General features: G+C 54.8%; 16 protein-coding genes. 8 read left to right on the top strand and 8 right to left on the bottom strand.

Annotation, left to right across the window (positions count from 1 at the left end; genetic code table 11):
- Positions 1 to 10: 10 nt before the first annotated feature.
- The 8 genes from mmsB to ACT3TR_RS12840 all read right to left on the bottom strand — a co-directional run bounded on the left by mmsB (position 11) and on the right by ACT3TR_RS12840 (position 8371).
- Complete coding sequence (mmsB, locus tag ACT3TR_RS12875; RefSeq protein ID WP_444625539.1) at positions 11 to 904, bottom strand: 3-hydroxyisobutyrate dehydrogenase; 894 nt, start codon at positions 902 to 904, stop codon at positions 11 to 13.
- 31 nt (positions 905 to 935) lie between these two features.
- Positions 936 to 2051: an enoyl-CoA hydratase/isomerase family protein gene (locus tag ACT3TR_RS12870; RefSeq protein ID WP_444625540.1), complete on the bottom strand. Its 1116-nt coding sequence runs from the start codon at positions 2049 to 2051 to the stop codon at positions 936 to 938.
- A 17-nt stretch (positions 2052 to 2068) separates the two neighbouring features.
- Positions 2069 to 3223: an acyl-CoA dehydrogenase family protein gene (locus ACT3TR_RS12865; protein WP_444625541.1), complete on the bottom strand. Its 1155-nt coding sequence runs from the start codon at positions 3221 to 3223 to the stop codon at positions 2069 to 2071.
- Between the two features lie 208 nt (positions 3224 to 3431).
- Positions 3432 to 4424 (bottom strand): branched-chain amino acid ABC transporter permease, encoded by a 993-nt coding sequence (locus ACT3TR_RS12860; protein WP_441685853.1) that lies wholly within the window; start codon positions 4422 to 4424, stop codon positions 3432 to 3434.
- 2 nt (positions 4425 to 4426) lie between these two features.
- Positions 4427 to 5314, bottom strand: a complete 888-nt coding sequence (locus ACT3TR_RS12855) for a branched-chain amino acid ABC transporter permease (protein ID WP_096280416.1) — start codon at positions 5312 to 5314, stop codon at positions 4427 to 4429.
- 115 nt (positions 5315 to 5429) lie between these two features.
- Positions 5430 to 6665 (bottom strand): ABC transporter substrate-binding protein, encoded by a 1236-nt coding sequence (locus ACT3TR_RS12850; RefSeq protein ID WP_444625542.1) that lies wholly within the window; start codon positions 6663 to 6665, stop codon positions 5430 to 5432.
- A 147-nt stretch (positions 6666 to 6812) separates the two neighbouring features.
- Positions 6813 to 7586: an ABC transporter ATP-binding protein gene (locus ACT3TR_RS12845; RefSeq protein ID WP_444625543.1), complete on the bottom strand. Its 774-nt coding sequence runs from the start codon at positions 7584 to 7586 to the stop codon at positions 6813 to 6815.
- Positions 7583 to 8371, bottom strand: coding sequence for an ABC transporter ATP-binding protein (locus tag ACT3TR_RS12840; RefSeq protein ID WP_444625544.1), 789 nt, complete (start codon positions 8369 to 8371; stop codon positions 7583 to 7585). The genes ACT3TR_RS12845 and ACT3TR_RS12840 overlap by 4 nt, the downstream gene beginning before the upstream one ends.
- Before the next feature lie 337 nt (positions 8372 to 8708).
- Between ACT3TR_RS12840 and ACT3TR_RS12835 the strand changes: the two genes are divergently transcribed.
- From ACT3TR_RS12835 to ACT3TR_RS12800, 8 genes are all read left to right on the top strand, one after another.
- Positions 8709 to 9188 (top strand): MerR family transcriptional regulator, encoded by a 480-nt coding sequence (locus ACT3TR_RS12835; RefSeq protein WP_444625545.1) that lies wholly within the window; start codon positions 8709 to 8711, stop codon positions 9186 to 9188.
- A gap of 52 nt (positions 9189 to 9240) precedes the next feature.
- On the top strand, positions 9241 to 10410 hold the full coding sequence (locus tag ACT3TR_RS12830) for an isovaleryl-CoA dehydrogenase (RefSeq protein WP_444625546.1): 1170 nt from the start codon (positions 9241 to 9243) through the stop codon (positions 10408 to 10410).
- A gap of 48 nt (positions 10411 to 10458) precedes the next feature.
- Entirely contained in the window at positions 10459 to 12066 is a 1608-nt protein-coding gene (locus tag ACT3TR_RS12825) for a carboxyl transferase domain-containing protein (protein ID WP_444625547.1), read from the top strand.
- A gap of 29 nt (positions 12067 to 12095) precedes the next feature.
- Positions 12096 to 12920 (top strand): enoyl-CoA hydratase/isomerase family protein, encoded by an 825-nt coding sequence (locus ACT3TR_RS12820; RefSeq protein WP_444625572.1) that lies wholly within the window; start codon positions 12096 to 12098, stop codon positions 12918 to 12920.
- Entirely contained in the window at positions 12917 to 14989 is a 2073-nt protein-coding gene (locus tag ACT3TR_RS12815; protein WP_444625548.1) for an acetyl/propionyl/methylcrotonyl-CoA carboxylase subunit alpha, read from the top strand. The genes ACT3TR_RS12820 and ACT3TR_RS12815 overlap by 4 nt, the downstream gene beginning before the upstream one ends.
- 11 nt (positions 14990 to 15000) lie before the next feature.
- On the top strand, positions 15001 to 15909 hold the full coding sequence (locus tag ACT3TR_RS12810) for a hydroxymethylglutaryl-CoA lyase (protein WP_444625549.1): 909 nt from the start codon (positions 15001 to 15003) through the stop codon (positions 15907 to 15909).
- Between the two features lie 73 nt (positions 15910 to 15982).
- On the top strand, positions 15983 to 17749 hold the full coding sequence (locus ACT3TR_RS12805; protein ID WP_444625550.1) for an AMP-binding protein: 1767 nt from the start codon (positions 15983 to 15985) through the stop codon (positions 17747 to 17749).
- A 6-nt stretch (positions 17750 to 17755) separates the two neighbouring features.
- On the top strand, positions 17756 to 18592 hold the full coding sequence (locus ACT3TR_RS12800) for a class I SAM-dependent methyltransferase (protein WP_444625551.1): 837 nt from the start codon (positions 17756 to 17758) through the stop codon (positions 18590 to 18592).
- Positions 18593 to 18621 lie beyond the last annotated feature (29 nt).

The following is an 18621-nucleotide window of genomic DNA, read 5'->3' as shown; positions in this document are numbered from 1 at the left end:
ACCCCCATTGCTACTGCTTATCTTGATAAAACTGCATCAGGCTTGAGAAGTCGAGCTTGCCGTTACCTTTGGCTTTGTGCAGGGTGAACAGCGAGCGTGCGGCGGAGCCCATGGGCACCGCAGAGGTACTTTGCTGGCTGACATCCATGGCGAGTCCTAAATCTTTGATCATCAAGTCTACCTGAAAACCGCCCTGGTAATTTTTGGAAGCAGGTGCGTTTTCCATCACGCCTGGATAGGGGTTATACACATTTAACGCCCAGTTACCGCCAGAGCTTTGCTTCATAATTTCTGACAGCACGGCAGGGTCGAGGCCGTTTTTGACGCCCATATTGATCGCTTCGCAGGTGCCTGCCATCAGGATGGATAGCAGCATGTTGTTACACACTTTAGCCACCTGCCCTGCCCCATGATCACCGGCGTGGAAGATATTTTTGCCCATTACGTCCAGCACAAGCTTAGCTTGCTCAAACTGAGCATCGCTGCCGCCAACAATAAATGTCAGCGTGCCCGCCTGCGCGCCACCCACTCCGCCAGACACCGGTGCATCCACAAAGCCAATGCCTTTTTCAGCACCGGCAGCGGCCACACTGCGGGCGGTATCTGCGTCGATGGTAGAGCAATCAATCACCAGCGCGCTTTGCTTAATGACATCAAACAGCGGCGCGTCGCCATCCACATACAGCCCGCGCACGTGCTTGCCTGCTGGCAGCATGGAAATTACAAAGTCGGCATCCGTGGCGGCGTCCTGGGCAGAGCGAGCCACTTCACATCCGTGGGATTTAGCGACCTCAAGCGTCTCGGCCGAAAGATCAAACGCACGCACGTTAAAGCCAGCCTTAGCAAGATTGGCCGCCATCGGGCCACCCATATTACCTAAGCCAATAAATGCAACGGTGGTCATTGTTATTATCCTTATTTGTTAGTGACAAAATTTAAGACAGATCCGCGAGCGGGTTTTTACCCCAGGGCGACGCTAACAGCTCGTGAATAAAGGCATCTTCAACCGATGCAACATCAGGATAGCTCCACGCAGGCTGGCCATCTTTATCAACTAGCAGCGCCCGCACGCCCTCAGGGAACTCGCGATGACGGCAGCACTGTACTGAAAGCGCCATCTCAGACTGAAACACCTGCGCCAGCGACATGTGCTTGGCGCGCGTTAGCTGTTCATCAATCAGTTTGATTGACACCGGGCTGCCGTGTGCCAAGGTTTTCTGGGCTTTGCTGAACCACTTATTCTCGCTTTTTACTGCGGTGATCGCCGCGACGATTTGCTCAACGCTGTCGTGATCCATTAGTTCGCGAATCAACGGTGAATGCTGGTAAATAGGCGCTTCAAGCTCAGCGAACACCGGCTGCGATGTCTGTTCAAGCTCACGCATAATGCGGTTCACTACGCCGTTGGCGTCGGTATCTTCACCGTTGCCCCAGCGCGAGTCAGTCAACTGCTGCAACAGCGCATCACGGTGATGGCTGGCAATACAGCGGTCGGCTAGGCCAAGGTGTACCGCATCTGGCGCATTAATCTGGCAGCCTGTCATGGCCAGAAAGCGCCCGGCGCCGTTCGGCAGCCTATTTAAAAACCAGCTGGCACCCACATCAGGATAAAGGCCGATGGTGACTTCCGGCATGGCTAAACGCGAGGTTTCCGTCACAACACGATGGCTGCTGGCACTTAACAGCCCCATACCGCCGCCCATCACAATGCCATTGCCCCAGCAGATGACCGGCTTAGGAAACGTGTGTAAGAGATAATCGAGCCGATACTCGGTCTCGAAAAAGCGCTCGGGGAACCGAGGGTCGCCTTCACCGGCAATGGCTTTATACAGATTGACCACATCGCCACCGGCGCAAAAGGCTTTTTCACCAGCGCTGTCCAGCAGTACCGCCACTACTCGCTGATCTAAAGCCCAGGCATTTAAGCGGGGCAACATCTCTTCGCACATTTCAAGCGTTAGCGCATTTAGCGAACGCTCGGCATTGAGTTTAATTTCTGCAATCACATGCCCATCATGGGTGGCATGTTCGGTAAACAGTACACTGCTCATTGGCCGTCCTTATTCTCTTAAAGCTCGGTGGCGCCGTCTGCCAATACCCGGCGAGAGATGATCAGGCGCATAATTTCGTTAGTGCCTTCAAGAATTCGGTGTACCCGGGTATCACGCACGTAGCGCTCCATGGGGTACTCCTTGATATAGCCGTTACCGCCATAAAGCTGAAGCGCTTCGTCGCATACCTTAAAGCCGACATCGGTGGCAAAGCGTTTTGCCATGGCGCAGTAGGCAGTCGCATCGGGGTGGCCTGCATCTAACTTGGCCGCGGCCATACGTACCAGCTGCCGTGCAGCCACTAGCTCTGTGACCATATCGGCTAAACGAAACTGTAGCGCCTGAAACTCCGCCAGCCGTTTACCAAACTGCTTACGCTCCAGCATGTATTCGCGGGCTTTGTTGATCGCCTGCTGCGCCGTACCAATCGAGCAAGTCGCAATGTTGATTCGGCCCCCATCGAGCCCCTTCATGGCAATTTTAAAACCGTCACCTTCCTTGCCAAGCAGATGATTAGCAGGCACCCGCACATCTTCGAACGTGATCATGCGCGTCGGCTGGCTGTTCCAGCCCATCTTCTCTTCTTTACGCCCGTAACTGATGCCTTCAGCGTTAGCATCTACCCCAAAGGCAGAAACGCCGCCGGCGCCTTCGCCACCGGTGCGTGCCATCACCACCAGAAAGTCGGTACTGCCTGCACCGGAAATAAACATTTTACTGCCGTTCAGCACGTAGTCGTCGCCTTCGCGCTTGGCAGTGGTTTTAAGCGAGGCGGCGTCTGAGCCTGAATTGGGTTCGGTTAAACAGTAGGAGCCTAGGAGCTCCCCGGTGGCAAGTTTTTCGCCCCACTGCTTGACTGCATCTGGCGTGCCAAAGTCTGCCAGCATCCAGGTCACCATATTGTGAATAGTGAGATAGGCGGTGGTTGAGGTGCAGCCCATGGAAAGCTGTTCAAAAATGATACTGGCATCCAAGCGCGAAAGCCCAAGCCCGCCTACGCTCTCGGGTGCGTAAAGCGAACAAAAGCCCAGCTCCCCCGCTTTACGAATCACATCAACGGGAAAGAATGCGGTTTGATCCCACTCAGCGGCGTGTGGCTCTAGCTCATTTTGGGCAAAAGCACGCGCCATATCAGCAAAGGCAACCTGGTCTTCATTAAGCTCAAAATTCATGGCGGATCTCCGCTAATGTGCGTACACACTGGCTGTTGTCGTTATAATTGACGTTAACGTTAACTTATCTATTTACCCCCTAACAAGCAACATACCCAAGCGTGCGACCTTAGGTGTAGAAAGGGTCAGCCATCACAAAAGTAGCGCTAAAAAAAAGGCGCCATACGGCGCCCAATATCGGCAAGCAAGAAGCGTTAAAGCGACTCTTCTACTTAAAGTTTTTGCGGTACATTTTGTCCAGTTCACCAATAATGCCGCTACGAAAGCTCAGCACACAAACCACAAAGATGAGACCTAGAATCACGCTAACCCAGTTGCCTAACGGCGATTGCGCGAGGATATGCTGCAGGCTAACCACTAGCCCTGCGCCCATCAAAGGCCCTAGCAAGGTACCCACGCCGCCTAGCAGGGTCATCAAAATTACCTCACCGGACATATGCCAGTGTGCATCGGTCAACGAGGCCAGCTGAAACACAACCGTTTTGGTCGAGCCGGCTAAGCCCGCCAAGCCTGCAGAGATCACAAACGCCACTAGCTTATAGGCATCGGTGTTGTAGCCCAGCGATACCGCCCGGGGCTCATTCTCGCGGATCGCCTTAAGCACCTGACCAAACGGCGAGTGCACGGTGCGCTGAATGAGCGCAAAGCCTGCGATGAATATCGCAAGCACAAAGTAATACATCGATAGGTTACTGCTCAGGCTAATCACTCCAAACAGATGCCCGCGAGGGACGCCGTGCAGGCCATCTTCACCGCCGGTAAACGGTGTCTGGATATACATAAAGTACACCAGCTGAGCGATCGCCAAGGTCACCATGGCAAAATAGATACCCTGGCGCCGAATAGAGAGCACACCAAACAGTACGCCTAGTAGCGTTGCCATTAACGTGCCGGCGAGAATGCCTAGCTCCGGCGTTAACCCTGGGTAGCTGGCCAGCAGGTAGCCGGTCACATAGCCGCCGGTCGCTAAGAAAGCCGCATGCCCAAAGGACAATAGCCCCGCATAGCCAAGCAGCAGGTTAAACGCGCAGGCGAACAGTGCAAAACAGAGCACTTTCATTAAGAAAACGGGGTAAACCATAAAAGGCGCCACCAGCCCCACTACAATCAACGCCAGATAAAACATATTGCGGCGAAATTTGGCGCGTTTTTGGCGTTCAAGCACGGCCGTTGGCGCTAGCGTCGTTTGAGGTTCTGTCATGTTTATGCCTCCTTACCGAATAGCCCAGCGGGGCGCAACATGAGCACGAGGATCATGACAAGAAAGATCACCGTATTAGATGCTTCGGGGTAATACACTTTGGTTAAGCCTTCGATAATCCCCATCGCCAAACCGGTGATAATAGCGCCTAAAATAGACCCCATCCCACCAATGACCACCACCGCGAATACCACGATTAGTAGGCTTGAGCCCATGGTTGGTGACACGGGATAGAGCGGCGCCGCTAACACGCCGGCAAACGCGGCTAACCCGACGCCGAACCCATAGGTAAGCGTGATCAGCAGCGGCACATTGACGCCAAAGGCCTGCATCAGCTGGGAGTTTTCTGTGCCCGCCCGCAGATAGGCGCCTAACCGCGTACGCTCAATCATGAACCAGGTGAATAGGCACATCGCCAAAGCGGCCACCAGTACCCAGGCGCGATAAGTGGGCAAGAACATAAAGCCAAGGTTCAAGCCACCTTGAAGAATCTCGGGCGTAGCATAGCGCGCCCCGGAAACACCAAAGAAATTGACCAGTGTACCTTCAAAAATAAGCGCTAAACCAAAGGTTAGTAGCAGCCCATAGAGATGATCCAAATGGGCGATGCGGCGCAGTAAAAACCGCTCTAGCAACACACCGAAAGCACCGACCACAAGTGGTACTAAGAACAGCGCCAGCCAATAGTTAATGCCCAGATAGCGAAAGCCCAGTAGCGCAGCGAAGGCGCCCAGCATGTATTGCGCCCCATGGGCAAAATTGACGATCTTCAGTAGGCCGAAGATGACCGCCAGGCCCAGGCTAAGCAGTGCGTAAAAGGCGCCGTTCACTAGACCAAGCGTTAGCTGGCCCATGAAGACAGCCATAGGCACGCCGAATATCATCGTCATGATGTGAATCTCCTCGCCATCAAGCGGTTGGCGGCATGACGCCGCCAACCATTGCTACACATCACGTGTAAAATCACTCCAGATGAGTTCTTATCCAAATTAGCTCTTATGCAAATCAGTTCTGTACCAGCTTGCACTGGCTTTCGGATAGCGGACGGTAGGCTTCTTCGGCGGGAATAGTGCTGAGGATCTCGTAAAGGTCCCATTCACCGGTAGACTCTTCAGGCGTTTTTACCTGAGCAAGATACATGTCGTGCACCATGCGGCCATCTTCACGAATACGGCCATTGCGTGCGAAGAAATCGTTGATCGGCATCTCGGCCATTTGGGCACGAATGGTTTCAGGGTCGTCAGTACCGGCCTCTTCAACGGCTTTCAGGTAATGCATGGTGCTGGAGTAAATACCGGCTTGCACCATCGTCGGCATACTGCCCACTTCATCAAAGTAACGCTGAGACCATTCACGCGACTGCTCGTCCATATCCCAGTACCAACCGGTGGTCAGCAGCAGGTTTTGGGTGGCTTCTAAACCAAGTGCGTGAACATCGTTCAAGAAAATCAACAGGCCCGCTAGCTGCTGACCGGATTGAGTTAGACCAAACTGGCTGGCCGTGGTGATGGCATTAACGGTATCGGCTCCCGCATTGGCTAGGCCAACAATTTTGGCGCCCGACCCTTGGGCCTGCAGGATATAAGACGAGAAATCGTTAGTCGGGAACGGATGGCGGACACCGCCGACGATTTCACCGCCGCTGGCTTCAACTACCTTGGTCACATCGGCTTCCAGGGCATGGCCAAAGGCGTAGTCGGCTGTCAGTAGAAACCAGGTGTCGCCGCCCTGCTCTACGACCGCTTTCGCAGTACCGTTAGCCAGCGGATAGGTATCGTAGACCCAGTGAATGTGGTTAGGGGTGCAGTGTTCGTTGGTAATACTGGACGCCGCCGAGCCAGACACAATGCCGAGCCCGTTATTTTCCTCAAGCACTTTAGTGACCGCAATCGACACTGAAGAGGCGACCAGACCCGCCACCATGTCTACGTTGTTCTGATCGATCCAGCCACGCACCGTATTGGCACCCACGTCGGCACTGTTACGATCGTCTGCGCTGAACAACACAATTGGGCTACCGTTTACGCTGCCGCCGAAATCCGCAACGGCCATTTCGAGTGCGGTTAGCCCGCCGGGGCCTGCCAAGTCACGATAAGTACCGGACATATCGGCCAGGTAGCCAATTCGAACTTCGCTATCGCTCATTTCGGCGTGAGCGGTGGAAACAGCAAAGCTAGCGGCGGCCGCAACGGCAATGCTGGCAGCCAGCTTTGTTTTCGTAAGGTTTTTCATAAAGGTCATGTTCGTCTCCTGGCCCTTAGGGCCTTTGTTGTTGTGTAACGACATACTTTTTATAGTGGTACTTATTTATAGTGGTACTTATTTATAGTGATGCTTAGTTAGAGTGATGCTTAGGCGAGTAATGAAAAGGTGCGTTTTATCGGCGCGCTATACCCCTAACATGGAGTTGAGATGCTCACGGCGCGAGGGTAGCTGCGCGGCGGTAATTTCTTCGACAATCTGGCCGTGATCCATCACAAAGTGGCGGTCGGCTAGCGGTGCTGCAAAGCGAAAGTTCTGCTCTACCAACACAATGGTCATACCGCGCGCTTTTAGCTGAATTAATACCTCGGCTAGTTTCTGCACAATCACCGGGGCAAGGCCTTCGGTAATTTCATCAAGCAGCAGCATGCGCGCGCCGGTGCGCAAAATTCGCGCCATGGCCAGCATCTGCTGCTCCCCGCCGGAAAGCCGCGTGCCCTGGCTTTTACGCCGCTCGTAAAGATTCGGAAACATGGCGTAGATTTCATCTAGGCTCATGCCGCCTGAGCTAACGGTCGGGGGTAACAGTAGGTTTTCGTGAACATCAAGGCTGGCAAATATGCCGCGTTCTTCCGGGCAATAACCAATGCCTAAACGCGGAATATGGTGCGGCTTCATCGCAAGCGTTTCATTGCCATTAATCACGATAGAGCCCGTACGCCGCCCCACCATGTTCATAATCGCTTTCAGCGTAGTGCTGCGTCCTGCGCCGTTGCGGCCCAGCAGTGTCACCAGCTCGCCGCGCTTTACGTTAAAATTTACGCCGTGCAGGATATGCGATTCACCGTAAAACGCGTGTAGATCCTGAACACGCAACATTTCCAGGCTTTGAGTATTTTTGATTAGAGCAGGGTCGGTTAAAGCAGAGTCGATAGGCGCTTGCTCTTCAGCAGTATTCATACGACGGCCTCCTCTTCAGCGGCATCACTGCCCATATAGGCTTCGCGAACCAGCGGATTACGAGACACACTTTGATAGTCGCCTTCTGCTAATACTGATCCTCGCGCCAATACGGTGATGCGATCACACAGGCGGCTAACAACGCTCAGATTGTGTTCTACCATCAACACGGTGCGCCCTTTCGATACACGTTTAATCAAGGCCACGATACGATCAACATCTTCTGCGCCCATGCCCTGCGTTGGCTCATCCAGCAACATCATGGTCGGGTCTAGCGCCAAGGTAGTTGCCAGTTCAAGCGCTCGTTTGCGCCCATAGGGCATTTCCACCGTTAAGGTATCGGCGTACTCACGCAGGCCCACTTCTTCCAGCAGTTCAAGGGCGCGTTCATTGAGATGATCAAGAGACTTCTCTGACTTCCAGAAATGAAATGATGTCCCTAGCTTGCGCTGCAGCGCCACTCGCACATTTTCTAATGCCGTCATATGGGTAAACACGGCTGAGATCTGAAACGAACGCACCAGGCCTAGCTGAGCAATCTGATTCGATTTTTTACTAGTGATCGATTGGCCTCGATACAAAATATCGCCGCGAGTCGGCGGTAGAAACTTTGTTAGTAGGTTAAAGACGGTGGTCTTGCCCGCTCCATTAGGACCAATCAGCGCATGAATATGCCCTTCCTGCACCTGGAGATTAACGTCGTCTACGGCGGTGAAGCCGCGAAACTCTTTGGTCAGCCCTCGTGTTTCGAGGACAGGTCCCTGAATGACATCGCTTGCACTCATAGAGTGACAGACCTCTTATTGTTCTTGTGCTAAATCTTCACAGGTAAGCAGAAGTCCCTACCACTGCCTTGACCTGAACGTAAGGTATGTGTGCAAACTAGCAACTCTAGCCGTGGCAGCACAATTACAACTTTGGTCTATCGGCTTTATGTACCTCAACAATCACGCACCCTAAAACATTAATTATCAACAGCTTAATTGCTTTCAACGCATTTCAACTGCGCACAACTATTGCTTTACGTTAACGTAAACTTGTTTTAGCCTCATGGGCAGTGTTCCATAGGAGCTATAGCTAAGATCTATATCTAGGAACAAGCCTTTTGAGAGAACGTCGACCATGAGCAAAACTTACTCGATCAGCGAATTGGCCAGCGAGTTTGACTTAACTACCCGCAGCATCCGTTTTTATGAAGATCAAGAGTTGCTCCACCCTACTCGGCGCGGCCAAACGCGTGTTTACAGCAGCAAAGACCGGGTGCGGCTTAAACTCACTATCCGCGGCAAGCGGCTGGGGTTTTCACTGGCTGAAATTCGCGAACTATTTGAGCTGTGGGATGAGACGCGCAGCGGCAGTAAAAAACAGCTGAACTTAATGCTCAGCAAAATTGGCGAGCGGCAGGCGGCGCTTGACCAGCAAATGAAAGACATCACCATGGTGCAGCTAGAGCTTGAAAGCGCCGAAATACGCTGCCGCCAAGCGCTGGAAGAATTGTTCGAAAAAGATCCCAGCGAAAAAACACCCAAACCAAAAAAGCCGAAAGAAGAACAGTCGGGTACAAACAAGCAGCCCCAATCCCCCTCTTCCGCCAGCGTCTAGTCATCACAGTTCACTAACCGTTATCAGTACAATTTATAAAAGGTGATTGACCATGTTTTCACACTACTCAGAACTCAATTTTGGCCTCGATGACGAACTGAATATGCTGCGCGAGCAGGTCAATGCCTTTGCCGCCAGCGAAATTGCCCCGCGCGCCGCCGAGATCGATCGCAGCAACGAGTTCCCCAACGACCTGTGGAAGAAATTTGGCGACATGGGGCTGCTGGGGATTACTGTTTCTGAAGAAAACGGCGGCAGCGGCATGGGCTATCTGGCTCACTGTATCGCCATGGAAGAAATTTCTCGCGCTAGCGCATCGGTTGCCCTTTCCTACGGCGCTCACTCTAATCTGTGCGTCAACCAGATCAAGATTAATGCGACCCCTGAGCAGAAAGCGAAATATCTGCCCAAACTGATTAGCGGCGACCACGTAGGTGCGCTGGCGATGTCAGAACCCGGCGCGGGTTCTGACGTGGTGTCGATGCAGCTTCGCGCCAAGAAAGATGGCGATCGCTACGTGCTAAACGGCAACAAAATGTGGATCACCAACGGTCCGGATGCGGACGTACTAGTGGTGTATGCCAAGACTGATCCAGAGGCCGGTTCAAAAGGGATCACCGCGTTTATCATCGAAAAAGGCATGCCCGGTTTTTCTACCGCTCAAAAGCTCGACAAGCTCGGCATGCGTGGCTCTAACACCTGCGAGCTGGTGTTTCAGGACTGCGCCGTACCCGCTGAAAACATCCTGGGCGGTGAAGGCAAAGGTGTTCGCGTGTTAATGAGTGGGCTGGACTATGAGCGCACCGTGCTGGCCGCAGGCCCGATTGGCATTATGCAGGCCGCCATGGACGTGGTGATGCCGTATATCCACGAACGTAAGCAGTTCAACCAGTCGATTGGCGAGTTTCAGCTGGTGCAGGGCAAAGTCGCTGACATGTACACCACGCTGAACGCCTGTCGCGCCTATTTGTATGCCGTGGCGGGCGCCTGCGACCGCGGCCAGACCTCGCGCAAAGACGCGGCCGGGGTCATTCTCTACTGCGCTGAAAAAGCTACTCAGGTAGCGCTGGATTCTATCCAACTGCTGGGCGGCAATGGCTATATCAACGAATACCCCACCGGGCGCCTGCTGCGTGATGCCAAGCTGTATGAAATCGGCGCGGGCACCAGTGAGATTCGCCGGATGTTAATTGGCCGCGAACTCTTCACCGAAACCCTCTAGCAAGCGGGTTTTATAAACGTCTTCAACAAACGTCATTAGGGTCGCGCCATGAGTACTATCAATAGCCAAGTCAATCCGCGTAGCGATGTGTTTCAAGCCAATGAAGCCTCACTGCTCGGCGAAGTTAATAAGCTGCGCGAGCTGACGGCCAGCGTTGCTCAAGGGGGCGGTGCCAAAGCCCGCGAGCGCCACGAGAGCCGCGGCAAGTTGTTTGTGCGCGACCGCATTGATCACTTAATTGATGAAGGCTCTCCTTTTTTAGAGTTTTCCGCCCTGGCGGCCCATAACATCTACGATGGTGATATACCCGCCGCAGGTGTTGTGACTGGCATTGGTCGCGTCTCTGGCGTTGAGTGCGTCATTGTGGCCAACGATGCCACGGTTAAAGGCGGCACCTACTTCCCGCTAACCGTTAAAAAGCATCTTCGCGCCCAGGAAATTGCCCGCAAGCATCGCCTGCCGTGCATTTATTTAGTTGACTCCGGCGGTGCCTTTTTGCCTCGCCAAGATGAAGTCTTTCCTGATCGCGACCATTTCGGGCGGATTTTCTACAACCAGGCCACTATGTCAGCGGAAGGCATTCCGCAAATTGCCGTGGTCATGGGTTCCTGTACCGCAGGCGGTGCTTACGTTCCCGCCATGGCCGATGAGTCAATCATCGTTAAAGAGCAGGGCACGATTTTTCTCGGCGGCCCTCCACTGGTCAAAGCGGCGACCGGGGAAAGCATTAGTGCAGAAGATTTGGGCGGTGCAGACGTTCACGCCAAGGTCAGCGGTGTTGCCGACCATTACGCCGAAAACGACGTCCATGCGCTGCAGCTTGCTCGCGCCTGCGTCTCGCGTTTGAACTGGCAAAAGCGCGGAAAGCTCGCCATGCAGGCACCCAAGCCACCCAAACTCGACCCTTCCGAGCTGTACGGTATTGTCGGCACCGATCTTAAAAAGCCCTATGACGTGCGCGAAGTCATTGGCCGTATCGTTGATGACTCCGACTTTGATGAGTTCAAACGTTACTACGGCGAAACTCTAGTAACCGGCTTTGCGCATATCCATGGCTTTCCGGTTGGCATCGTGGCCAACAATGGCGTGCTGTTTTCAGAAAGCGCCGTTAAGGGTGCGCACTTTATTGAGCTGTGCGCCCAGCGCAAGATTCCGCTGATCTTTCTACAGAACATTACCGGCTTTATGGTTGGCTCTAAGTACGAGCACGAAGGCATCGCCAAGCATGGCGCTAAGCTGGTGACCGCCGTGGCCTGCGCGAAGGTGCCCAAGTACACCGTGCTGATTGGGGGTAGCTTTGGCGCCGGTAACTACGGCATGTGTGGCCGTGCTTATGATCCCAACCTGCTATTTATGTGGCCTAACGCACGCATTTCCGTCATGGGCGGTGAGCAGGCAGCAGGCGTACTGGGGCAGGTAAAACGCGAGCAGCACGAGCGCGAAGGCCGCGAGTGGAGCAAAGAGGAAGAAGAAGCCTTTAAGCAGCCCACCCGCGAGCAGTATGAACATCAGGGCCACCCCTATTACGCCAGCGCCCGCTTATGGGACGACGGCGTGATTGATCCGCTGCAAACCCGCGATGTGCTGGGGCTTTCCCTCGCCGCGGCGATGAATGCCGAAGTCGAAGAGACGCGCTTCGGCGTGTTCCGGATGTAGGGGCAAATACAATGACTGACTCAGCACCGATGACTTACTCAACACTGATTCTAGAAAACGGAGTGGCGCGCCTAACCTTAAACCGCCCAGAGGTACATAACGCCTTTGATGACAGCCTGATCGCTGAGCTGAACGCGCATCTTGAGCAGTTGCATACCCTTGCTGAAGCGGGGGATGTTCGCGTCGTTGTGCTGGGTTCGGAAGGCAAAAGCTTCTCGGCAGGCGCCGATTTAAACTGGATGAAACGGATTGTTGATTACGATCTCGAAGCTAACCTAGCCGATTCCCGCAAGCTTTCGGCACTAATGCACGGCTTGGATACGTTGCCCTGCCCCACGGTTTGTCGTGTGCAGGGAGCAGCCTATGGCGGCGCGGTAGGCCTTGCTGCCTGCTGCGATGTGGTAATTGCCTCAGATAAAGCCAGATTCTGCCTGTCAGAAGTCAAAATCGGCCTCTCGCCGGCGGTGATTAGCCCCTATGTACAGCGCGCCTTAGGTGAACGTCAGATGCGCCGCTATGCGTTAACGGCGGAAATCATCGATGCCCCCACGTCGTTAGCGCTCGGCTTAACTCACCAGGTCGTGGAGCACGAGACATTAGATACCGCCGTAGACACCATGATAGCCACTCTGCTGGCGGGATCGCCTCAAGCCCAACGCACCTCTAAGGCACTGATGGCCACGGTTGCTCAAGCACCTGATGCTGATAAGACCCGCGAGCATACCTGCCAGGTGATCGCCAAGCTGCGGGTAAGCCCAGAAGGCCAAGAGGGGTTATCCAGCTTCTTTGAAAAGCGCCGCCCCGCCTGGGCCGAATCTAACCATGCATCTCACGCTTCGGAGCGTCGCTCATGAGTCACTCGCCTTTTGATACCTTACTGGTCGCTAACCGGGGCGAAATTGCCTGCCGGGTGATGCGCACCGCGCGGCGTATGGGTTTAAAAACCGTCGCGGTCTATTCCGATGCCGACGCCAATGCGCGGCACGTGCGTGAAGCCGACGAAGCCATTCGCCTTGGCCCCGCCGCCGCGCGCGAAAGCTACCTTAATATCGACGCGGTCATTGACGCTGCCAAGCGCACAGGTACCGGTGCAATCCACCCGGGCTACGGCTTTCTATCCGAAAATGGCAGCTTCGTTAAAGCCTTAGAACAGGCGGGAATCACCTTTGTCGGCCCGCCCGCCTCGGCCATTGCTGCCATGGGCGATAAATCCGCCGCCAAAGCACGCATGGCCAATGCCGGTGTGCCGCTGGTACCGGGCTATCACGGTGATGACCAGGATGACGCCCTGCTGCGCGCTGAAGCAGACAAAATAGGCTACCCGGTGATGCTAAAAGCCAGCGCGGGTGGCGGCGGTAAAGGCATGCGCGTGGTGGAAAGCGGCGATGCGTTTCAGGCCGCGTTAGACGGCTGCCGACGCGAGTCTAAAGCCGCGTTCGGCGACGACCGCATGCTGATCGAAAAGTATCTGGTGCAGCCGCGCCATGTGGAAGTCCAGGTATTTTGCGATCGCTACGGCAACGGGGTGTATTTATTCGAGCGCGACTGCAGCGTTCAGCGTCGTCATCAAAAAGTCATCGAAGAAGCGCCCGCCCCCGGCATGACCGCCGAGCTGCGCAGTGCCATGGGCGACGCCGCTGTTCGCGCCGCTCAAGAGATAGGCTACGTAGGCGCGGGCACCGTCGAATTTTTGCTAGACGGTTCGCCAGGACAGGATGGCTCGTTCTACTTTATGGAGATGAACACCCGCCTTCAGGTTGAGCACCCGGTCACAGAGATGATCACCGGCCAAGACCTGGTTGAATGGCAGCTGCGCGTGGCCATGGGCGAACCGCTGCCCTGCTCCCAAGACGAGCTGACCATTAGCGGGCATAGCTTTGAAGCGCGGATTTACGCCGAAGACCCGGATCAAGATTTTTTACCGGCAACCGGCCTGCTCACTCGTTTTGCGCTGGATTTAGACGGCGCGGGTTTAGACTCTTTTGAAAATCAGGATCAGGTACGCCTGGACAGCGGCGTGGAAAGTGGCGATGCGGTGTCCATGCACTACGACCCCATGCTCGCCAAACTCATTGTGCATGGCGCTGACCGTAATGCAGCGCTAGCCACGCTTAACCGCGCGCTAGCGGCCCTGGACGTGCAGGGCGTGGTGACTAACCGTGCCTTCTTAATGCGTTTGGCGACTCACCCGAACTTCAAAGATCTGGGCGCTAATAACGTCGAGCTGGACACGCGCTTTATCGAGCGCAACGAAGCTACTCTTTTCGCCCCGCGCGTCTTCAGCAATGAAGACTACGCCAGCGCAGCGCTGATTGGCCTTAATCAGTTGGCTAACGAATGCCACAGTGATTCTCCCTGGGATCGTCACGACGGCTTTCGCCTGAACGCGCCTCATACTATCCGCATTGCGCTGTGCGACCCTGCCAGTGCCCAGACTGCCGAGGGCGAAAATGCCGTGGTAACGGTGGAAGGCAAACGCAACGCCGGTGAATCACTCTGGAACCTGACTATCGGCGATGAAACCCTCACGGCCAGCGTACAGCCGCTGACCGGCGATGCGGTAGCGGTGACGCTAAACGGCCACCGCCGCCGGCTACAGGCGCGCCGAGACGGCAACGTAGTCGTCATGGCTGACCCCAGTGGTGAAACCCGGCTATTCTGGCGGCGTATTGATGCCATCAATCACGGCCAGCATGAGGCGGAGTCTACCCTGACCGCGCCCATGAATGGCACCGTCGTCGCGCTGCTGGCAGCGCCCGGCGCGGCCGTTGAGAAAGGCATGCCGCTGATGGTCATGGAAGCGATGAAAATGGAGCACACCATGATTGCACCTGCCGACGGCAGCGTGGAAACCTTTCATTTCCAGGCAGGCGATACCGTTAATCAAGGGGCCGTGCTGCTCGATTTTGCGGCCGACGAATAAGGAACTCACCGATGTCACTGCCTACGTCAGTCAGGCTTTTCGAAATGGCCCCCCGTGACGGCCTACAAAACGAGCCGGGGGCAATCGTTCCTAGCGCAACCAAAATTGCTCTTATCGAACGGCTTGCTAGCGCGGGCATCACGCATATTGAAGCCGCAAGCTTCGTCTCGCCCAAGTGGGTGCCGCAAATGGGTGACGCGGCTGAAGTAATGCGCGGCATTCAGCGCCAGCCAGGCGTGGTCTACTCCGCGCTTACTCCCAACCTGAAAGGGCTGGAAAACGCACTGTCCGTCGGTGTGGAAGAAGTCGCGGTATTTGGTGCCGCGTCAGAAGCCTTCTCGCAGAAGAACATTAACTGCTCGATTGCTGAGTCGCTGGCGCGCTTTGAGCCCGTACTTGAACGTGCTCACGAAGCGGGTGTGCGGGTACGCGGCTATGTGTCCTGTGTGCTGGGCTGTCCTTACGAGGGAGATATTGCCCCTGCTAAAGTGGCGGCAGTCGCCAAGGCGCTTTATGCGATGGGCTGCTACGAGGTGTCGCTGGGCGATACGATTGGTGTCGGCACCCCGCTGGCGGCCAAGCGTATGATTGAAGCCACACGGCAGCACGTGCCGATCGAGCATCTCGCCGCTCACTTTCATGATACCTACGGTATGGCGCTGGCTAATTTATATGCGGTAATGGAAGAAGGCATTAGCGTTATCGATGCCGCCACGGCTGGCCTTGGCGGCTGCCCGTATGCCAAGGGCGCGTCCGGCAACGTAGCCACCGAAGACGTACTCTATTTGCTTGAGGGGCTAGGCATTAAAACGGGAATCGACCTGCAGGCCATTATCGATACCGCCTTTTGGGTGACAGGCGAGCTAGGCCGCAAGCCAAGCTCTAAAGTGGCGTTGGCGAAAGGTCTTATACAACAATAACGAACGCCCATAGCAGCCGCCAATCAGCCTCTGGCTATCCGTCTGACAAGAAAAAATATCGGAGAGATCGACCATGTCCTCACCAGCATCCACCTTACCCAGCTACACCAGCAGCACGGCAGACAAACCTTTACTCGGCATGACTATCGGCGACAAATTCGATCAGATAGCGCACCAGCATGCCGATAACGATGCCCTGATCGTCGTGCATCAAAACATCCATTGGAGCTATCAAAAGCTTCAGGAAGAAGTTAACCGCTGCGCCCGTGCCCTGCTGTCTATCGGCGTTAAAAAAGGCGATCGCGTAGCGATCTGGGCGCCCAACTGCAGCGAGTGGACGCTAACGCAGTTTGCCACCGCTAAAATTGGCGCCATTCTGGTCAACATTAATCCTTCCTACCGAACTCATGAGCTTGAATACTCGCTTAACCATTCCGGCGCACGCTTTTTAGTCACCGCCAATCGTTTTAAAAACTCTGATTACAGCGAGATGCTGTATGAGCTAGCGCCAGAACTTAAACAGGGGCTTAACGATTGCATGGAAGGTGAACTGAAGTCGCAAAAACTGCCAGATCTTGAATGCATCATCAACCTAAGCCACGACAAGCTGCCCGGCATGTGGCGCTGGTCAGATCTAATGCAGGAAGCCGATAAGGTTAGCCAAACCGACCTCAATGACCTGCAGGCCACGCTGCAGTTTGATGATCCGATCAATATTCAGTACACCTCTGGCACTACCGGCTTTCCCAAAGGCGCCACGCTTTCCCATCACAACATTCTTAATAATGGTTTTTTCGTTGCCGAAAGCATGGGCTTTACGAGCCAAGATCGGCTGGTTATTCCGGTGCCGCTGTATCACTGTTTCGGCATGGTAATGGGTAACTTGGGCTGTATTACCCACGGCGCAACGATGATCTATCCGGATGAAGGCTTTGATCCAGGCAAAGTGCTTAAAGCGGTTGAGGAGCTAAAAGCCACCGCTCTCTATGGCGTGCCGACGATGTTCATCGCAGAGCTTGATCATCCTGACTTCCCTACCACCGACCTATCATCCCTACGCACGGGCATTATGGCGGGCTCGATCTGCCCGACCGAGATCATGAAGCAGGTGATCAGCAAGATGAATATGAAGGGTGTTCAGATCGCTTATGGCATGACCGAAACCAGCCCGGTTTCTACCCAGACCGGCGCCAATGACAGCATTGAGAAACGCGTTTCTACCGTGGGCCGTACCCAGCCTCACCTGGAAAACAAAATTGTCGACCCCGGTAACGGCGGTATTCTACCGCGGGGTGAAATCGGCGAGCTGTGTACCCGGGGCTACAGCGTAATGCTGCGATACTGGAACAATGACCAAGCCACCTTGGAAGCAATAGACGAGGCTGGCTGGATGCACACTGGCGACCTGGCCACCATGGATGAAGAAGGCTATATCCAAATCGTAGGCCGTATCAAAGACATGGTCATTCGCGGCGGCGAGAACGTTTACCCTAAAGAGGTCGAGGAATTCCTGTACGCCCACCCTGCGATCTCCGATGTGCAGGTCACCGGCGTGCCTGACAAAAAATACGGCGAAGAACTGATTGCCTGGGTAAAACTTAACGGCACTGCCGGCGACGTCACCAGTGACGATCTACGCGAGTTCTGCAAAGGCAAGATCACCCACTTCAAAATCCCACGCTACTTTAAGTTCGTTGACGAGTTCCCGATGACAGTAACCGGCAAGATTCAAAAATTCAAAATGCGCGAAATTTCCATTCAAGAACTGGGCTTGGATAAACCGGGCCTGGATCAAGAGTCAGGCTTGGAACAAGAGTCAGGCTTGGAACAAGAGAAGTAATCCGCCATGCCATCCTTCCATCCGCTAGCGGACCACTATCAGCGGGCCCTGCGCGCTGATGACGTGCTGGCTCAGATCGATGCTCACTATCCGGACGGCCCCACGCTGCACCAGCTTGCCCCGTTGGATCAGCTACATATTGGCGGCGTAGCGGCCTCTTCCCGGCTGCTCGAACGGCTCAGCGCGAGCTTGGATATTCGCGCCCACCCGAAAGTGCTGGATATCGGCGCAGGGTTAGGGGGGCTGATGCGCCAAGGCGCCGCGCTCGGCTTTCAAATGACCGGGCTGGATATTACGCATGGCTTCAGCGCACTCAATAAAACGCTGAGCATGCGGGTTCATCAGCCTGAGGCGCACGTGCTTTCCTGGGTAACGGGCGACGCAAGTGCTCTGCCGTTTGCGGACAATAGTTTTGATGCGGTGCTGTTTCAGCATAGCCTACTCAATATGCCCGATGCGGCCCGGGTGCTGGCGCAAAGCCGCCGCGTAATCCGCCCGGGCGGGCAGCTAGTAATGCACGAAGTGGTCAGTGGGCCCAACGTAGCAGCACTGCGTTTCCCTGTGCCCTGGGCAGTATCGCTTGAGCACTCTCACCTGCTGAGCCTAATAGAATTAACCCAGCTGCTTGAAGCAGGTGGTTTTGCTATTGAGCACGTGGACGATTGGAGTGATACCGCCTTAGCGTGGCGCCATCGCCAGCGCCAAAAAGAACAAACGCCGCGACAGCCCGTGCTCTCGCCCCAGTGGGTGTTCGGAGAACGCTTCACCAGTATGGGCAAAAACCTAGTCGACAACTTGGCTGAAGGTGCAATTAAAGTGGTAGAGATTCAGGCCAGTTGCTAATCTGAATGCAAATAATGTTTTCTCCCCTG

The organism is Halomonas sp. AOP12-B1-6 (genome assembly GCF_052379225.1).
GTDB classification, from domain to species: Bacteria; Pseudomonadota; Gammaproteobacteria; order Pseudomonadales; family Halomonadaceae; genus Vreelandella; species Vreelandella casei.
Note: the sequence above shows the minus strand (reverse complement) of the source record. Positions and strands in the feature narration are given on the sequence as shown.